Source organism: Paenibacillus thermotolerans (assembly GCF_028745515.1).
GTDB classification, from domain to species: domain Bacteria; phylum Bacillota; class Bacilli; order Paenibacillales; family YIM-B00363; genus Paenibacillus_AE; species Paenibacillus_AE thermotolerans.
The window spans coordinates 23,087-40,063 of sequence record NZ_JAQZSG010000012.1; the positions used below are offsets into that span (position 1 = coordinate 23,087).

At 51.3% G+C, this 16,977-nt stretch carries 11 protein-coding genes; 9 read left to right on the plus strand and 2 right to left on the minus strand.

Features of this window, described 5'->3' with window-relative positions:
- Positions 1–42: 42 nt before the first annotated feature.
- The gene (locus tag PT964_RS11935; RefSeq protein WP_274363577.1) at positions 43–1,368 is read right to left on the minus strand and encodes an MFS transporter; all 1,326 of its coding nucleotides are present in this window, start codon (positions 1,366–1,368) and stop codon (positions 43–45) included.
- 152 nt (positions 1,369–1,520) lie between these two features.
- Here PT964_RS11935 and PT964_RS11940 point away from each other — a divergent pair, with 152 nt between their 5' ends.
- Positions 1,521–2,054, plus strand: a complete 534-nt coding sequence (locus PT964_RS11940; protein ID WP_274363578.1) for a TlpA family protein disulfide reductase — start codon at positions 1,521–1,523, stop codon at positions 2,052–2,054.
- Between the two features lie 80 nt (positions 2,055–2,134).
- On the opposite strand, the gene cimA is transcribed toward PT964_RS11940, so the two are convergent.
- Positions 2,135–3,757, minus strand: a complete 1,623-nt coding sequence (gene cimA / locus PT964_RS11945; RefSeq protein WP_274363579.1) for a citramalate synthase — start codon at positions 3,755–3,757, stop codon at positions 2,135–2,137.
- A gap of 207 nt (positions 3,758–3,964) precedes the next feature.
- Here cimA and PT964_RS11950 point away from each other — a divergent pair, with 207 nt between their 5' ends.
- From PT964_RS11950 to PT964_RS11985, 8 genes are all read left to right on the plus strand, one after another.
- Positions 3,965–5,278, plus strand: coding sequence for a DNA polymerase IV (locus tag PT964_RS11950; protein WP_274363580.1), 1,314 nt, complete (start codon positions 3,965–3,967; stop codon positions 5,276–5,278).
- Complete coding sequence (locus PT964_RS11955) at positions 5,275–5,739, plus strand: P-loop NTPase family protein (protein WP_274363581.1); 465 nt, start codon at positions 5,275–5,277, stop codon at positions 5,737–5,739. Before PT964_RS11950 ends, PT964_RS11955 begins: the two co-directional genes overlap by 4 nt.
- A gap of 117 nt (positions 5,740–5,856) precedes the next feature.
- Positions 5,857–6,093 carry a ferredoxin gene (locus PT964_RS11960; protein WP_274363582.1) on the plus strand — a complete coding sequence of 79 codons (237 nt, stop codon included), beginning with the start codon at positions 5,857–5,859 and terminating at the stop codon, positions 6,091–6,093.
- A 290-nt stretch (positions 6,094–6,383) separates the two neighbouring features.
- Positions 6,384–7,565 (plus strand): FecR family protein, encoded by a 1,182-nt coding sequence (locus PT964_RS11965; RefSeq protein WP_274363583.1) that lies wholly within the window; start codon positions 6,384–6,386, stop codon positions 7,563–7,565.
- 688 nt (positions 7,566–8,253) lie between these two features.
- On the plus strand, positions 8,254–10,077 hold the full coding sequence (locus PT964_RS11970) for a CHASE2 domain-containing protein (protein ID WP_274363584.1): 1,824 nt from the start codon (positions 8,254–8,256) through the stop codon (positions 10,075–10,077).
- Between the two features lie 23 nt (positions 10,078–10,100).
- Positions 10,101–14,528: a FecR family protein gene (locus PT964_RS11975; protein ID WP_274363585.1), complete on the plus strand. Its 4,428-nt coding sequence runs from the start codon at positions 10,101–10,103 to the stop codon at positions 14,526–14,528.
- A 33-nt stretch (positions 14,529–14,561) separates the two neighbouring features.
- Positions 14,562–16,148 (plus strand): stalk domain-containing protein, encoded by a 1,587-nt coding sequence (locus PT964_RS11980; RefSeq protein WP_274363586.1) that lies wholly within the window; start codon positions 14,562–14,564, stop codon positions 16,146–16,148.
- Between the two features lie 187 nt (positions 16,149–16,335).
- Positions 16,336–16,923: a FecR family protein gene (locus PT964_RS11985; protein WP_274363587.1), complete on the plus strand. Its 588-nt coding sequence runs from the start codon at positions 16,336–16,338 to the stop codon at positions 16,921–16,923.
- Positions 16,924–16,977: the final 54 nt, after the last annotated feature.

Sequence of the window (16,977 nt, forward strand, 5' to 3'; positions counted from 1 at the left end):
GCCCCCCTTATGGCGCGCGGAAAGTGCGTCGGGAGGCTTTCTTCAGCTTGATTTGGCGAGATTTTTATCCGGCTTGATCAAGAAAAACACAAGCGCCAAAGCGATGGCCGCCAGGGAACATAACAGAATGAACACGGCCGCGTCGCTGATGCCCATCAGCCAGCCGATCAGCGGCGGACCGAGCGCAACGCCGATAAAACGGAGGCTGTTGTATATGGACGTAATCATGCCGCGCTGCTTTTTGTCGACGGATCCGGTGATCATCGTATTTAAGCAGGGCAGCAGCAGTCCGGTTCCGATACTGCTGACGGTGATCAAGGCCATAAAGACGACGATCTGGTCTTTGTTCCAGATGAGCGTCAATCCGAGCGCCAAAGCGGAAGCGGCTAGCCCGATATTCATCAGCCAGCGCATCAGCAAGCCGTTCTTCTTGATAATGCTGCCCGTCGAATAAGATGTGATGACGAGTCCGGCGAGCGGAATGGCAAGCACGAGGCCTTTCATGATTCCGTCAATGCTGTAGGGCTTTTTCTCTAAAATTTCCGACAAATAAAACAAAATGCCGAACAAGGAAAACAAACCGAGGCTGCCGGCGAAAAAGGCGGTGACCAGCCAGCGGCCTTTTTCCTTAAGTATTTTGCCGATTGTGAGCAAGTATTTGCCAAGCGGCTGCTTGGACGTTGATTTTTCTTTCGGCTCTTTAATGAGAAATATAACGGCCAAAAGCGCCAATGCGCAAAAGATCGGAAATGCAAAAAATGCCGCATACCAAACGATGAGCGCGAGCGCGGAGCCGATAATCGGCGACACGACCTTCCCGAAGCCGTTGGATGCTTCGATCAGCCCGAGCGATTTACTTTCCGTTGCGCCGTTGTACAAGTCGCCGACGAGCGCCATCGCGATCGAAGATGTACCGGCCGCCCCAAGTCCCTGAATGGCACGCGCGGAAATGATGACCGGATAAGACTCCCATACGGCTCCGAAGCCGGCAAGAATACCTGCTCCTCCGTAAACAATGAGGGAAGGAATGATAATGGCCTTCCTTCCGAATTGGTCGGACAAAAAACCGACGACAGGGATAAAAATACCCGCCGTTAAGGAAAATAATGTAATCACGAGGCTGCTTTGCATTTTACTGATGCCGAGCTCCCTTTGCATGTCCTGGAGCACGGGCACAAGCATGGAGTTTCCGAGCACGAGAACGAGCGGAACCGAAGCGATGGCGATAAATTCCCAAACCAGCCTCCCCGATTCGGCTTTCTCTTTTCCGCTTGACTTATTTGTTTTATGTTTATGCACTTCTTGGGAGTGATCGTCCATATCGCTTTGGAACGAAATGTTGAGTTTCCTTTTCTTTGCTTTTTCCAATGGGAACCGCTCCTCTTAAGAAGAATAATGTTACTATTCCCCTCAAGGCCGCTGTCATGCGAATACGCGCATTGGAAAAAAACGTGCGCCGGGCCAGTTGAGAACCGCAGCGGGAAACGGGTACAATACAATAGGAAAAGGGGGCGCCGCTAATGAAAAAGACACTGTTCACATTGATCGCCGTCATTGCGCTTGCCGGAATCGCGGTTGCTCAGCAGTTTGCCACGGCACATACCAACGCTCTGCCGAGCGAGGAAGCGCCGAAGATCGGGTACCTTGCCCCGTCCTTTCAGCTTTCGACGCTTGACGGGGGTGTGCTTGGCGTAAGCCGAGGGGAGCGGGAGAAGGCGCTGCTTATTAACTTTTGGGCGTCCTGGTGCGATCCGTGCAGACTGGAGGCGCCGTTCCTGGCGGAGCTGCATGCGAAGTACGGCGACCGGCTCGAGATATATGGAGTAAATGCGCTCAAATTCGATTCGCTTGACGGAGTGAAAGCTTTCGTCAAGCTTTATCAGTACAAGTTCCCGATTTTGCTGGACGACAAAAGCGCCGTATACGATTTGTACAAGGTGCCGGGGTATCCGACGAGCGTGCTCGTTGACCGGAACGGCGTCATTAAGGATATTGTGATCGGATTGCCGGACCACGGGGAATTTGAGAAGAAGATTAAGAAGCTGGTTCGGTGACATACGCGATCAACATGAGAAAAGCTCAAAAACTGATCTAATCCTACAGGATAAGGTCGGTTTTTGAGCTTTTAGCGGATTTACAAATTCACAATGCCCGCGCGGTCCCGAACATCCTCTTTCGACTCGAGATGCCGCGCTTCCTTGCCGAGCATCGCATATCTTAAGCTGTCGACGAGCGCTTCCCAGCTCGCCTCGATGACGTTGGCGCTGACGCCGACCGTGCTCCACGTAGCGTCGAAATCGGACGTTTCGACAAGGACGCGAACCTTCGCCGCCGTAGCTTCCCGGTCGTTGATGACGCGCACCTTGTAATCCGTAAGATGAAGGTTCCGAATATCGGGGTAGTGCGTTTCCAGCGCCTTCCGCAGCGCATTGTCGAGCGCATTGACCGGACCGTTCCCTTCCGCCGCCGTATAGACGATGTCTCCGTTTACTTTGATTTTAAGAATGGCCTCCGAAACGACGGGGCGATCGGCCGTTTTCTCCATGATCAGCTTGAAGCTCTCTAGCGTGAAAATTTCCTGCTGCTTCCCGAGATGGCTTCGGATGAGCAGCTCCAGCGTCGCGTCGGCGCCTTCAAACTGATAGCCTTCATGTTCTTTTTCCTTAATGAGGTTGATCAGGCGCTTCGTAGCCTCGTTCTGCAAATCGAAATCCAGCCCCAGCTCTTGCGCCTTGAAGACCAGATTGCTTTGTCCGGCCAGCTCCGAGACGAGCACGCGCTGACGGTTGCCGACAAGCTCGGGCTCGATGTGCTCGTACGTCTTCGAGTGGCGAAGCACCGCCGAAACGTGAATGCCGCCCTTATGCGCGAACGCGGCGCTTCCGACATACGGCTGATTGACCGGCAAATGCACGTTGGCGATTTCGCTGACATAGCGTGCCGTATTCGTTAGCGAGCGAAGCTGCTCCTCCGATATGCACTGGAAGCCGAGCTTCAGCTGCAAGTTCGGAATGACGGAGCAAAGATTCGCGTTGCCGCACCGCTCGCCGAGCCCGTTAAAGGTGCCTTGCACCTGGCGCGCGCCGGCTTGAACGGCCGCCAACGAGTTGGCGACGCCGAGCTCGCAATCGTTGTGCGCATGAATGCCGATCGGGACGGATACGTTGTCGGTCACATCCCGAACGATCGTTTCCACTTCGCCCGGAAGCGATCCGCCGTTCGTGTCGCAGAGCACGATCCAGCTCGCGCCGGCCGCCTCCGCTCGGCGAATCGTATCGAGCGCATAGTCGCGGTTATTTTTATATCCGTCAAAAAAATGCTCCGCATCGTATATCACTTCAAGTCCGCTTTCCTTTAAAAACCGGACGGAGTCGTAAATCATATTCAAGTTTTCTTCAAGGGTCGTCTGCAGCGCCGTAGTCACCTGAAAATCCCACGATTTGCCGAAGATGGTGGCGACCTTGACGCCCGATTCGACGATCGCGTTCAGGTTGGCGTCGTCCTGTGCCGGGATCCCCTTGCGGCGAGTGCTGCCGAAGGCGGTAATTTTCGCTTGTTTTAAAGGAAGGCTTGCGGCGCGGCGGAAAAATTCGATGTCCTTCCCGTTGCTTCCCGGCCATCCGCCTTCAATATAATGAATGCCCAATTCGTCCAGCTTGACGGCGATTTTTAATTTATCCTCAACGGTTAAGCTGATTCCTTCTCCTTGCGTACCGTCTCGTAAGGTCGTATCAAATATGGTAACGTTATGCGGCATTCTAGGTCTTCCTCCTATGCGAATTCTCTCTGTATGAATATTTTCATAATTATAGCACGGCTCCGTCCGCAGTAGAACGTAATTTTTCTAACAATTTGTACCCGGTTCAAGTTTTCTTGACCGGTTTCGTTCCGGATTGTATGCTTGAAGCAATGATGAAACAGTGGACGAACGGGAAAAAATGGGCCATGCAGCGAAGGTGAGCGTATGAAACAGGACCGCGAGGGCAGCCGGTACGAATCGTCGGAAACCGCATATCCGAAAAACGGAAGAGTCATCCTTCATATGGATATGAACGCATTTTATTGCTCCGTGCATGAAGCGGCCGAACCTGACAAATATAAAGGAAAGCCGCTTGCGGTGGCGGGCAGCGTCGAGCTGCGCAAAGGGATCGTCGTCACCTCCTCTTATCCGGCGCGCGCCCGCGGGGTACGGACAGGCATGACCGTACGGGAGGCGAAGCGGCTATGTCCCGAGTTGGTTTTGCTCAAGCCTGATTTTCATTTATATCGTGATTTTTCCTTGCGATTTCTGGCGATTGCGGGAGATTATTCGCCGCTGGTCGAGGCCGTGTCGATTGACGAATGCTATGTCGATATAACCGGCTCCAGAACGTTCGGCACTCCGCTGCAGATCGCGCAGGATATTCAAAGGCGAGTGAGGGAAGAGCTCGGGTTGCCGTGCTCGATCGGGGTTGCGCCGAATAAGCTTCTCGCGAAAACCGCATCGGATTTGAAGAAGCCAAACGGGCTTACCGTGCTGCGGCTGCGCGACGTTCCCTCGGTGCTTTGGCCGCGACCGTGCGCGGAGCTGTACGGCATCGGCGCCAAAACCGGCGACAAGCTCAAGCGGCTGAACATCCGCACGCTCGGGCAGCTGGCTGCAAGCGACGAAGCGCTGCTGGTCGAGCATTTCGGAGTTATGGGCCGCTGGCTCAAGAGGGCTGCTAACGGACTTGACGATTCCCCGGTGACCGCCGAAAGAGAGCAAGCGAAATCGGTCGGACATACGGTAACGTTGCCTCACGATGTTACCGACCCGAACGAAGCGAAGCGCGTACTGTTGAACTTAGCCGATCAGGTTACCCGCCGGCTGCGGCGCAAAGGGCTGATTGCGTCTACGGTGCAAATTACGATCCGCAAGCCGGACATGAGAACGATCACCCGGTCGCAGACGCTCACGAAGCAAACGGACGATATGATGGAAGTGTATAAGACCGCATGCGATTTGTACGACCGGCATTGGCCGGATCGGAAGCCGATTCGGCTGCTGGGTGTCACGTGCCAAAACTTGGCCGACAAAAAAGAAACGCCGATGCAAATCGACCTGTTCGAATTGGAGGAGCAGCCGCGAAAGGAGCAGCTGCTTTCCGCGATGGACCGGATTCGGGACAAGTTCGGAGAGAGCGCCATTTTGACGGCGGGAATGCTGGGAGACGACCCTTCCGCTCGAATCCGAAATCATAAAGAACGGGGAACGTCTCTGCAAATGGATCATCTGGATCGGAACGACGCACAATGAGCGTGGGGATTCCGGTCATAGGTTTTGTAGGCGACGAGGAAAGCGGGAAGACTACTCTTGCCGCGCAAATTACAAAGCTTTTCAACAGCCGCGGTAAAAAGGTGAAGGTGCTCCGCAGCGGCGTTCGAGATGAAAAGAAGCGACTTCGGTTGGAGGAGGAATTTGCCGCAGCGGGGGCGGCCGATTTTGAAATCAGTGCAAATTATGCCGGGGCGATGGTCCGCAGCGGCGCATATGACGTCGTTGTAACGGACGGATTTGACGGTGTTCCGCACCCGAAGGTGTTCGTATTCCGCACCGAGGAGCAGGCGGGCTATGCCGCGGAAGTGGTTCAGCCGATTAAGGCTGCGGTCACGACACAAGCGTTCGAGAAGGAACATAATGCGGGCATCCCGATCTTTTATTTTCATGAATTGGATGAGCTTTTTGAGTTTGTACTCAAGGAATTGAACATTCCGTGAACAGCCTAGTCCAGAAAAGTCTTGACGATCCCGTTTCATTGAATTTTCAATTTCGATGTATTATGATGAACCTAAGGCATTAACCAAGGGATGAACTTTTAGAGGAGGAAAATGATCATGGCCAAGTATACTTGGGTAGATAAAGACACATGTATCGCTTGTGGCGCTTGCGGCGCTACGGCGCCAGATATTTATGATTACGATGACGAAGGTTTGGCCGAAGTGATTTACGACGGCGATAACAACCAAGGCATCACGGAAATTCCGGAAGATTTGTACGACGATCTTCAAGACGCTTCCGACGGCTGTCCGACAGATTCGATCAAAGTTGCGGACGAACCTTTCGGCAAATAATCGCATCTAGACACAACACCTTCTCTCTAAAGCTGAGAGAAGGTTTTTTTACGGTTATTTACAGTGGAAGTTTTTTGTGATGGCGAGCATTTTTTAAGGAGGCTGGCTTTTTATGAGAACGCTTTGCCGATTTGTATCGGCAATGATGCTTTTGCAGCTGGTATTATTGTTATTTCCTATTTCTTCAACGGAAGCTGCAAGCTCTCGTGTAGCCCGGATTCAGAGTATGGAAGGGGGAAGTATTCGTTACCAAGGCGGGAGGCGACAAGGAATACAAGGCTTACGTCAAGATGGCTTTGAATCAGGGCGATAAGCTTCGTACGGGCAAACAATCGAACGTGGTGCTGAAGGTGGCGGACCGCGACGACGAAATTACGCTCGGCGCCGAAGCGAATGTGGAATTAAATAAGCTTACATCAGATGCGAAAGGGAAACAAACCAATATCGCTTTATGGGCCGGGTCGCTTTTCGTGACTGCCGGCAAACTGACGGGTTCGGATTCCTTTGAAGTCGAAACGCCGACGGCCGTTATGGGCATTCGCGGCACGCAATTTATTGCCGGGATCGATCCGTTGACGAACGATACGGTCGTAACCGTCGGTTCGGGAATCGTTACTGCCAAAGCTGGCCCTGCAATCGCCCATAACTTGAAGCCCGCTCCGAGCACGTACGTTTTTCCGATGCAGCAATTGCAGCTAGGCAATGGCGAAGGCCAAGGCAAGCTGTTTAAAGAAGTATCGTTCGTGGATGTCGAGGAGCTCGTAGCATCCTCCGACGCGGCTATTCTCAAGGCGATCGTCAGAAATAAGAAGGCTCTTGACGAGGAGAACGCCGATTTTTTGAAGCAGCTGAAGGCGGAGAAGCCCCCGACTTGGCTGAGCGGCATTGATTTAATCGATGGAAAAGATATTCAGCTGTATGAGAGCAATTTGAAGCGGATCGGCGACGTCATCGCGAAGGAAGCCGTTGAACAAGGCAAGGTCGGGCAAGCGGAATTGGCGGAGATTGCCAAGAAGGGCAACGCCAAGCTCGATGTGAAGGCGCAGGATATTGTTTTGTCCGATAAGCAGGAGAAGAAGCGGGAAGAGGTCAAGAAGAAGAAGGAAGACCGGCAGGAACTAATAATGGAAGAGAAGAAAAAGGAAGAAGAGTCGAAGCAGAACGCAGGCAAGACGGATGATCGGAACGGCGGTAGCAACTCCGGCAAAGGTGGCGGTTCCGGCAACGGCGGCAATAGCGGAGGAAGCGGTGACAATTCCGGTAACGGCGGCGGCTCCGGCAAAGGCGGCAACGGCGGCAATATCGGAGGAAGCGGCGGCAATTCCGGTAATGGCGGCGGCTCCGGGAACGGCGGAAACAACGGCAATAGCGGAGGCAGCAGCGGCAATTCCGGTAACGGCGGCAGTTCCGGCAACGGCGGCAACAACGGGCATAGCGGCGGCAATTCCGGTAACGGCGGCGGAAAGAATTAAAGGAATAGGAAGCTTTCTGCGCATTGGAAGGTTTTTATGAACGAATCAGTGAGAGGTTCTCTTAATTCTATAGAATTTTTCGGGGTTGGAGGGTCATCTTCCGCCCCGTTTTGTTTTTGTTTTTGGTAAGATGTTGAAGCCGGCCGGCCGGTCACCGGTCACCGCTAATGCCGACCGCCATCTTCGCCTGGCAACACCTATACCTAACGGAAACGAATGTCCGCTAAAATGGGCTAGTTTACATAATTCGGCGATTTAACGGAACCACTTGTCCGCTAACCGGCCGATTTCCCCCGATTTCCCCACTTTCTCGACGATTAGCGGACATACCGTTCCGCTAACTTGGGGAAATTGCCCGTTCGGCGCGAATTAGCGGACATTGTGTTCCGCTAACTCCGCTCGAAATCGCACGTCTAAGTATACCCCCCTTTTTTATTCGGCGCATGGCTGAAGTCCCCGGATGTCGACCTGCCATCACGCAAATTTCACGATCATAATCGCCCTTTGCTACCGAATCGCAACACGGTCGCGGATGGCGCTCGCCATGGTTTCTTTTTCAAAATCTCTTAAGTTTTATTCGACAAAAAATGCTAGAAAATAACGTTCCGCTGCCAAATTTTTTATTGTGTTTATAGGGTTATGGACTTAGTATAGTAATGTATTGGAAATTTGATAGTACGGAGGAACTATGAAAAACTTGCGGGTATACGGCGTCCTTGTGAATTTCGCTGTGATGGGCTTGGCTTTAATACTAGTGTTATATTCGGTATTGGAGCCGTTAAAGAACGCTCTATACGATTTTGACATGGATGAGACGAATACGGGACAGCCCCATGAAAGGATTATTGTCGTTGCGATTGACGAATACTCGATCGACCAAATCGGACAATTTCCGTGGCCGAGGGAAATATATGGAGCCCTGATCGAGAACATGAATCAGCCGGGAAGCGAAGCAAGCGTTATCGGCTTCGATATCATGTTCGACACAGAATCGAACCCGGAGAGCGATGCCGCCTTCGCGGAAGCATTATCGAGATATGACAACGTAATACTGCCTTCGACCGCAGTGATGGAAAATGAGCTATCCCGCACGACAACGGTCGAAAGGGACAAGTTAATTCCCGCTCACGGTGTAATCAACCCGATTCCTGCGTTATATGACGTATCCAAGCATGCCCACATTAATGCTGTATATGACTCCGATAAATCCATCCGCAGAACATGGCTTCAACTCCAAACCCCGGAAGACGGAGTACTAAATTCACTGGCGTTCCAATCCGTAAAGATGGCTGGTGCGGATGTAGATCACTTTCTGAAGTACAATCCGCAAACCGAGATTTGGATCGATTACGACGCCGAATCCTACGACTTCTTTACCGTACCGTTCGTAGACGTTCTTAACGGCAATTTCCCGCTTGAGAATTTTAAAGACGCCATTGTTCTTGTCGGCTTCACCGCAGTAGGCCTTTCCCAGAACGACATCGGCGTCGTGCCGATCGAGAAGGAAATGAAGCTCGTCTACGCCCATGCGAACATTGTCAACCAATTGTTAAACAACACCTATATTACATATCCCCCGGATTGGGTCGTTCTGGTCATCGGCTTCGTTCTGCTCCTCATCGTTGTGTTCGTTACATGGAGATTTAAGACCGTCCTTAGTTTGTCTTTAGTGTTAGCCGGGGCTGTCGCAATCTTGGTGGGGCAGCATTACCTTTTTAAATTTACGAATATTTTTATCGACACTGTACATCCGGCCGCTATCATTCTACTTACATACATCGCAAACATCGCTGTTAAAGCCTTCTTCGAGCAGAAGCAGAAAAATTTTATTACCAAGCAGTTCGGAAGATATATTTCTCCCGATCTCGTTAAAGAGATTGCGTCCAGCAATCAGGAAATCCAGCTTGGCGGCATGAATAAGGAGCTGTCCATTCTGTTCCTGGATATTCGCGGTTTCACGACTTTATCCGAACGGTTGAAGCCGGAGGAGGTCGTCGACTTCCTGAACAAGATGTTCAACCTCATCACGGAAAAATGTCTTGAAAATAAAGGTACGATCGACAAGTTCATCGGGGACGCGGCGATGCTTATGTTTAATGCGCCTTTGGATTTGCCGAATCACGAATACTACGCTGTAAAAACGGCGTATGACATCCAGAAAGGAATGGAGGAGGTACGTCGCAGCATTTTTGAGAAATACGAGGTTACGGTCAATGTCGGAATTGGCATCAATACGGGAGAGGTAGTCGTCGGCAATATCGGCTCATACATTCGCGTCGATTACACGGCGATTGGCGACAATGTCAACATTGCGGCAAGAATCGAATCCAATACGACGGCAGGTCAAATTCTTGTATCCGAAACAACCTACGAGCGCACCAAAGACCTATTTGAATACAACTGTGTAGGCGAAAGAATGATGAAGGGCAAAACGGTCGCCGTAAAACTGTATGAAGTGCTAGGCCTTAAAAGCGATTCTGCGGCGGCGGAAGCTGCGGCGGGGACTCAATAACTCTTAGTAGGAGAGAGATGACAATGAACGTAGGTAATTTGCGGCGAAGGCTATCGCTAATGTCCCGCATCGTTTGCGGCTTGCTGATTGTAAGCCTGGTCTCGCAGCTGTTCGGCGCGGCATTCGCTTCGGCCGCTAGCGAAAGCTCCCGAATTGCACAAATCGTCAGCTTAAGCGGCGAGGTGTTCGTCAAAAAATCCGGCGGCTCTAAAGAGTTTAAAGCATATAAAAGTATGGCGCTGAACCAGGGAGACTACCTGCGTACCGGCAAAAGCTCCAGTGTTACGCTTAAAGTAATCGACCATGAGGATGAGCTGACGATCGGAGCCAACGCGTCTCTTTATCTTTCCAAGCTGAAGGATGCGGACGGCGGCAAAAAGACGAACGTATCCATGCAATCCGGTTCCGCTTACGTAAAAGCCGGCAAGCTGAAGGATAAAGACACGTTCCAAATCGAAACGCCGACAGCGGTCATGGGCGTTCGCGGCACGAACTTTATGGTTGGGGTTGACAATTTATCGGGCAATACCGATGTGGCGGTTGCGTCGGGGATCGTGCAGGCTGTACCGCAAGCGCTACAGTCATCGGGCCAAGGCGTTCCGCCCGCTCCGCCAGTTCCGATATATCCGGCCCAGCAAATTAGCTTTTTTGCGAATACTGAAAGCGGTAAGGTAAGCAGCGCCGTTGCGCCGATCAATCCGGCTCAATTGACGAGTACGATGGGTCCGTCCGTCATCGGCGCGTTGCTCCAGAACGCCGCTGCCATTCAGAGCGAAAACCGGCAGCTTTTGCAATCATTGAATAACGGCCAGGCGAATCAAAGCCTCGGTGTGGCAAACAACGAGGAATTCGCCCAGTATGCCAGCGACCTGAATCGGTTGGCCGACGTTGTCGCAACGGCCGCCGTGCGGCAGGGAACGCTTACTCTGCAGCAAGTAAACCAAATCGCACAGCAATCGGGAACGACGATCAATACGAACGCGGCTCCCTTTCAGCTGACGCCGGCGCAACAGCAGCAAGCGCAGCGAGCACAGCAGGTTCAACAGCGGGCTCAGCAACAGGCACAGCAAAGAGAGCAGCAGATTCTACAAGCGCAGCAGCAAAACCAGTTGCTTATGAATCAGATTCAAAATGCGCAGCAGCAGCAGCAACAGCAAAACCAGCAAGCGTTGAACCAGCACCAGCAAGCGGCCGAGCAAAGATATGTCAGTCAGCTGACTCCTGAGCAGCGGCGGCAGTTTGAGCAGAATCGGACGAATATCGGAGCTCCTCCGGTGCAGACGCCGCCGGTACAGACACCGCCGAGTAATACCGGCGGAGGTCCGGTAACGCCGGCGAAACCGGTTGTAACTCTAAAGGAAACGTACTCCAATGCAAATATTGGGGATCCGATTGAGGCGAAAAGCGACAAGGCAGGTACGTTATACCTAGTTCCGACAACCACTACTGTTACGGTGGAGCATTTTGAAGGAATGACGAGATATGGGCTGGGGAAAAAGGTTTCGTATACAAATCCGGGCTCATACATACAAATTCCGACTGACGGTTTGAGCGGCGGCGATTATTACGTATACGCGGTAAGCAACGGTAACATATCGGAACATTCTCCGGCAGTGAAGCTCTTATTTATTGAGCCGTCGGTCTCTTACTTAGGCGCATCGCCTGTAAAAGTAAGCGCGGTTGATACGTGGAAGGTCGATATCAACAGACCGTTGGACTTATACATTGTAAACGTTGAAAACTTAATCGATATTGGGGATATTGTAATGCCTCCGGTTTCTGCATTGGAGGCAAGACAAGCTACGCAAGCAAGCAACCCGGTTCAACTTATTTCTTCGTTCTTGTACGGAGTTTCTAAGGCGGATCTCGACAGCCCGGAACTGGGAGCGAAAGTATACAAGGGAATCGTAAAAGAAGGCGTTCAAGACATTCCGGTCGGGTCACTCGGCCTGGAACCCGGATCCTATGTAATTTACGGTGTAGAGCGCTACGGAAACCATTTGATCTCGCTTCCTACAGAGCCGATCACGGTCGCCGAGACGACGGAATCGTTCGATGTGCTGCACGGTACGATTGCCACACCGGGAAATAGTAAGGTTGCCGGGGACGTATTCGTTAAGGTTTATGCAGCTTCAAGCAATGACGACACCGGTATTTTCGGCGAAGGGCACTACTTTACGGCGAAAATTGCGGCAAACGGAACCTCCGCCGGCTTCGATATTCCGGTCCCAAGCGGTTCTACAAGTGAATATGCCATCTGGTACAACTTGGTAACCGATTCGACGGATACGACGCACTGGGTTAGAACGTACGGCACAGGCGAAATCGCAACGCTTGGAGGCGGCAGTGTCGGCGTTACCATCACGGAAGGCAAACGGATGAGCGGTACGATCAAGCTCGACAATTGGTCGGGACCTTATCCGTATATCGGTACGGTCATTGCCTTCAACGACGGTGTGGACCAAATTCCGGATGCCGCTAATATCGGCGATGTTATTAATGCCGGCATCGGATTGGATTACCAAATCCTTCGCGGATATGGCGATGAAAAGCAATACTCGGTCGTCGTGCCGGCCGCTGAAGATTACAAGCTTATTTACTTGGCACTGCCGCTTTTCCAAGATGCCAACGTCACGCCCGATCAGCTTTCCAGACTTCTTGAATCGGCGAAATACAATATTTGGTCGTATTCGGACGATGCCATCGGGTATGTGCCTTTATACGATTATTTGACTGGAAACAGTTCGTATTTAGGAAAACTGTTGGATTTGTCGCAGACGGATCAGTCCGATATCGATCTGGCGGTACCTATGATCCGGCAAATTCCTGTTCTAATGGATAACTATAACTACTCGCCGGAATATTTACTGACATATGTAGATACGCAAAATGTCGGAACCGGCGCTCAGTTCGACTTTGTGCTCAAGGATCGCAGAGATGGAAGCGACATTGAACTCGCCGCAGTTGAAAGTACAATGCCTATGCCTGAAAATGAGTCGTATTCGTATGGCAGCGGGAAGCTTTTCAAACTGATTCCTGAAGAACCGATTGAGCCGGGTGTGGCGTACGCGTTGTTTGTTACGGCCACATGGCAAATGAACAGCAGCGGCCAAACGATTACAGCCACCAATTACGGTGAAGCTTCGTTCAGGCATGATCTATTGGCTCGGCCGGTTTCGGCTGATTCGATCGAGATTCAGTGGGCAGCCGTTCCCGGGGTGAGCGAGTACTACTTCGATATTTACGGCTACGAACAGTCGGTACATGTCGAGAACCAAACGATCCCTGAAGGACAGCTGTTCGGAAGGGTCGTTGTAGACGGTGCTGACGGAGTCGAATTGGGTACATGGTATGATATAAATCTGTACGATGCCGCCGATTACGATTACGAAACATCTGGTCCGCTGGCGTATGCAGATGTGTATCTGCCGTGGTATGGGGGACTCGACGTTAATGATTACGGGTCGGAAATCGGTTCGTTCTCAGGCGTAATTTCGTTATACCAACCTTATGATTACGGAAAAGTTGCAAAATACGAGCTTTATTGGGGAGATATGTCCGGACATAAACTTCCGGGGCGTGAGCCGTTTTGGACCGGTGATAATGTCTTCTATGGCGGGGCAAATATCCATATTAATTTAAGCGCTTTGGAAATTCCGGAAGGAGCCTTCACAATTGTCCCGTCTCGAGTGTATGGGTCAGGCGATACCGCTTCCGGACCGGCATTCCTGTTCAACGATGCAGGCAGTTTAGAGGGCGAACCGTTTGAATTAACGGAATTTATGTCTCAGACAGTTACTTATTCCGTGTATCACGAAGGCGACGGAATGCTGAATGCGAATGACAAAATTTTTATTCGGTTTTCAGAGAATCTTTATTCACATTCCGAATCTTTGAGAGCGATAGAAGACGCCTTTGATGCCGCATTCGGAACGACGGGTAAGTTTGCAGCAAGCTTCGATAGCGATAGTACGGTTTCAGTTACCGTTAATGACGAGATTGCAATTCCCGATCCTATAACGGTCATTCTGCCAGCGGGTACAGTAACCTCGCTTTCCGAAGCGTCGAACAGCAGGCCGCTTAAATTTGTGATTAAGGATAAGGAATTGTCGGTTGCAACAAGCTTCACCGATAATGAATATGGCGATATCGAAACCTTCTCCTTCTCCTTCACGGACGCTGGGTATAAAATTATCGATGCCACAGTAGTTGATACATCTGGTGGAAGCTATATTAGCGTTACATTGGAAAACGGTTTGGTGTACTATATTTGGCTGCATGACTCCGAATACGGCGAAGGATTTTTTGCAAACATCGAGCTTTCTTCCGGAGTCGTAACGGTTAAACCGTTGGACGATGTTTATTTTCCTATCATGTTTATGTACGGAGGCGGCAGCAGACTTCCATTCTCCAATGAGCTTCATTACTTCTACATTATCAACCCGGTTTGACATCAGTGAACTAGAAACAAAAGGAGATTACCAATGAAACGTATTCTTTTATCCCTAACGGTTCTCAGTGTCGGCACGTTCGGCGCGGCGGGGGCAGTCCTCGCCGCCTCCCCGAGCCAAGGGCTGCGCGGACTTGACGGAGAGGTGCTCTCCCAGGTTACGACGTATGCCGGGAACGGAGATTTCAAGGAGCTGAACGGCGCCGCATTGTCCGCTTCGTTCCGTGCTCCTGAAGGCATCGCGGTTGCATCGGATGGGACCGTCTATATCAGCGATTCCATCAACCATTTGATTCGCCAAATTAAGAACGGCCAAGTTACGACGTATGCCGGCATTACCTTAACACTCGACGATTCCGGTTTGCCTGAAGGCACACTGGTAGACGGCACGGCGAAAACGTCCGTATTCCAGAAGCCGGCGGGGCTGGCGCTGGATGCCAAGGGCAATCTGTATGTGGCGGACGCGGGCAACCATGCCATCCGTAAAATTTCGGCGAACGGCCGGGTTACGACCATCGCAGGCGACGGCGTACTAGGTTCCCAGGACGGCAAAGGCGAGAAGGCCCGTTTGTTCGGTCCGCAAGATGTAGCTGTTGCGGAGGACGGAACGATTTATGTAGCGGACACGCTGAACCATCTGATCCGCAAAATTGATACGGAAGGCAACGTGACGACACTGAACGCGGCATCCGATCGTATAGTGGAAGTTATTCCTGGGGCGGTTGAAACCGCCGGCGATTTCAAGGACGGAGCGTTAAGCGAAGCGAAGTTTAACGAGCCGACCTCGATTGCGCTGGATGCCAAAGGAAACCTGTACGTCAGCGACAGCGGCAATCAGTTGATCCGTTACGTCGATTTGAAGGCCGGAACCGTATCGACTGTTGCCGGCGTTGTCAGAGACAATATGTACGAGAGTAACGCATTATATGCCGCATCCGGATACGCAGACGGCATCGCGGAAGAGGCCGAGTTTAACTATCCGAGAGGCATTTCGCTGACGAAAGAAGGCGGCCTCGTCATCATCGATTCGTTGAACCACACGGTCCGCTACCTGCTTGACGGCCATGTGACTACGATTGCAGGCGACAATACTGGAGAGTTTGGGGAAACGAACGGGATCGAAGGCTATAACAGCTTCCATACACCGGCGGATTCCGCCGTATTGCCCGACGATCGAATTTTAGTAGTTGACAGCCTTAACAATGTCATCCGCACCTATGCTTTGTATCAGCATCCTGCAGGGCTGGAGAAGGACGGCGAGCTTCACGTAACCTTCAACGGAGCTTTGGTGGAATTTGACACCAAGCTTGAAATGAAAAATTATCGCACGATGGTTCCGGTTTCTGCGGTAGGTAAAGCTTTCGGCTACGATGTCGTGTATGAGAAAGGCTTCATCACTATGACAAAAGGCGATACGATGCTGGAGTTGATTCCGGGCAAGGCTGAGATTACTTCCAAGACCGGTGACGGTGAGCCTGTCGTAACGACAATTGACGTAGCGCCTTATATAAAAGACGATAGAACGTACGTGCCGATTCGTTTTTTCAGCGAGCAGTTCGGCTTAGACGTTGAGTGGGATGCTGCAACTCAGACTGTAATCCTTAGGGAAAAAACGCAATAAACCACATTAACTATTTCCCGAGAAATAAGTGCCTCTTTTAGTAGAGAGAATCTATTAAAAGAGGCATTTTTTTAATTACATGTCGATGCTAAAATGGTAAAATTGTCTTATTTGATAGAAGGTACATACGTGGGCAGCAGTACCTAACCGTGAACGGGTGGATACAACTTTTGAGGGGAGTATTTTTGTGAATAAGAGACACCGATGGCTCTTACGTAAGCTGTCGCATGCACTGATCTTTGTTGTTATTGCGCACGCCGTGTTCGGCGCTTTCGCGTCATCCGTATCGGCTGCAAGCGAAAGCTCGAGAGTTGCGCAAATTGTCAGTTTATCAGGTGAAGTGTTTGTAAAAAAATCGGGAGGCTCCAAAGAGTTCAAAGCATATAAAAGCATGGCTTTGAATCAAGGAGACTTCCTGCGAACAGGGAAAAAGTCAAGCGTTACGCTGAAGGTCATCGATCATGACGACGAGATGACCATAGGCGCGAACGCTCAACTGTGCTTGTCTAAATTAAAGGATTCCGGCGGCGGGAAGAAAACCAACGTATCGATGGTCTCGGGTTCCGCTTATGTAAAAGCAGGAAAGCTGAAAGAGAAAGATACGTTTGAGATTGAAACACCGACGGCGGTTATGGGCGTTCGGGGAACGAACTTTTTGGTCGGAGTAAATAATATTACCGGCAATACGGATATCGCCGTGGCATCGGGCATCGTGCAAGCAACGATCGTTCCACAGAGGGCAGAGGGGAGCTCTGCAACGCCGACTCCTCAGTAACCTGTAGTTCTTTATCCTGCGCAGCAAGGGAGCTTCTTTGTAAATACGGCGAGC

Excerpts from the sequence above, each read along its gene's own strand:
- PT964_RS11940 (WP_274363578.1), top strand. The coding sequence starts at position 1,521 with ATGAAAAAGACACTGTTCACATTGATCGCCGTCATTGCGCTTGCCGGA.
- cimA (WP_274363579.1), bottom strand. The coding sequence starts at position 3,757 with ATGCCGCATAACGTTACCATATTTGATACGACCTTACGAGACGGTACG.
- PT964_RS11950 (WP_274363580.1), top strand. The coding sequence starts at position 3,965 with ATGAAACAGGACCGCGAGGGCAGCCGGTACGAATCGTCGGAAACCGCA.
- PT964_RS11955 (WP_274363581.1), top strand. The coding sequence starts at position 5,275 with ATGAGCGTGGGGATTCCGGTCATAGGTTTTGTAGGCGACGAGGAAAGC.
- PT964_RS11960 (WP_274363582.1), top strand. The coding sequence starts at position 5,857 with ATGGCCAAGTATACTTGGGTAGATAAAGACACATGTATCGCTTGTGGC.
- PT964_RS11965 (WP_274363583.1), top strand. The coding sequence starts at position 6,384 with ATGGCTTTGAATCAGGGCGATAAGCTTCGTACGGGCAAACAATCGAAC.
- PT964_RS11970 (WP_274363584.1), top strand. The coding sequence starts at position 8,254 with ATGAAAAACTTGCGGGTATACGGCGTCCTTGTGAATTTCGCTGTGATG.
- PT964_RS11975 (WP_274363585.1), top strand. The coding sequence starts at position 10,101 with ATGAACGTAGGTAATTTGCGGCGAAGGCTATCGCTAATGTCCCGCATC.
- PT964_RS11980 (WP_274363586.1), top strand. The coding sequence starts at position 14,562 with ATGAAACGTATTCTTTTATCCCTAACGGTTCTCAGTGTCGGCACGTTC.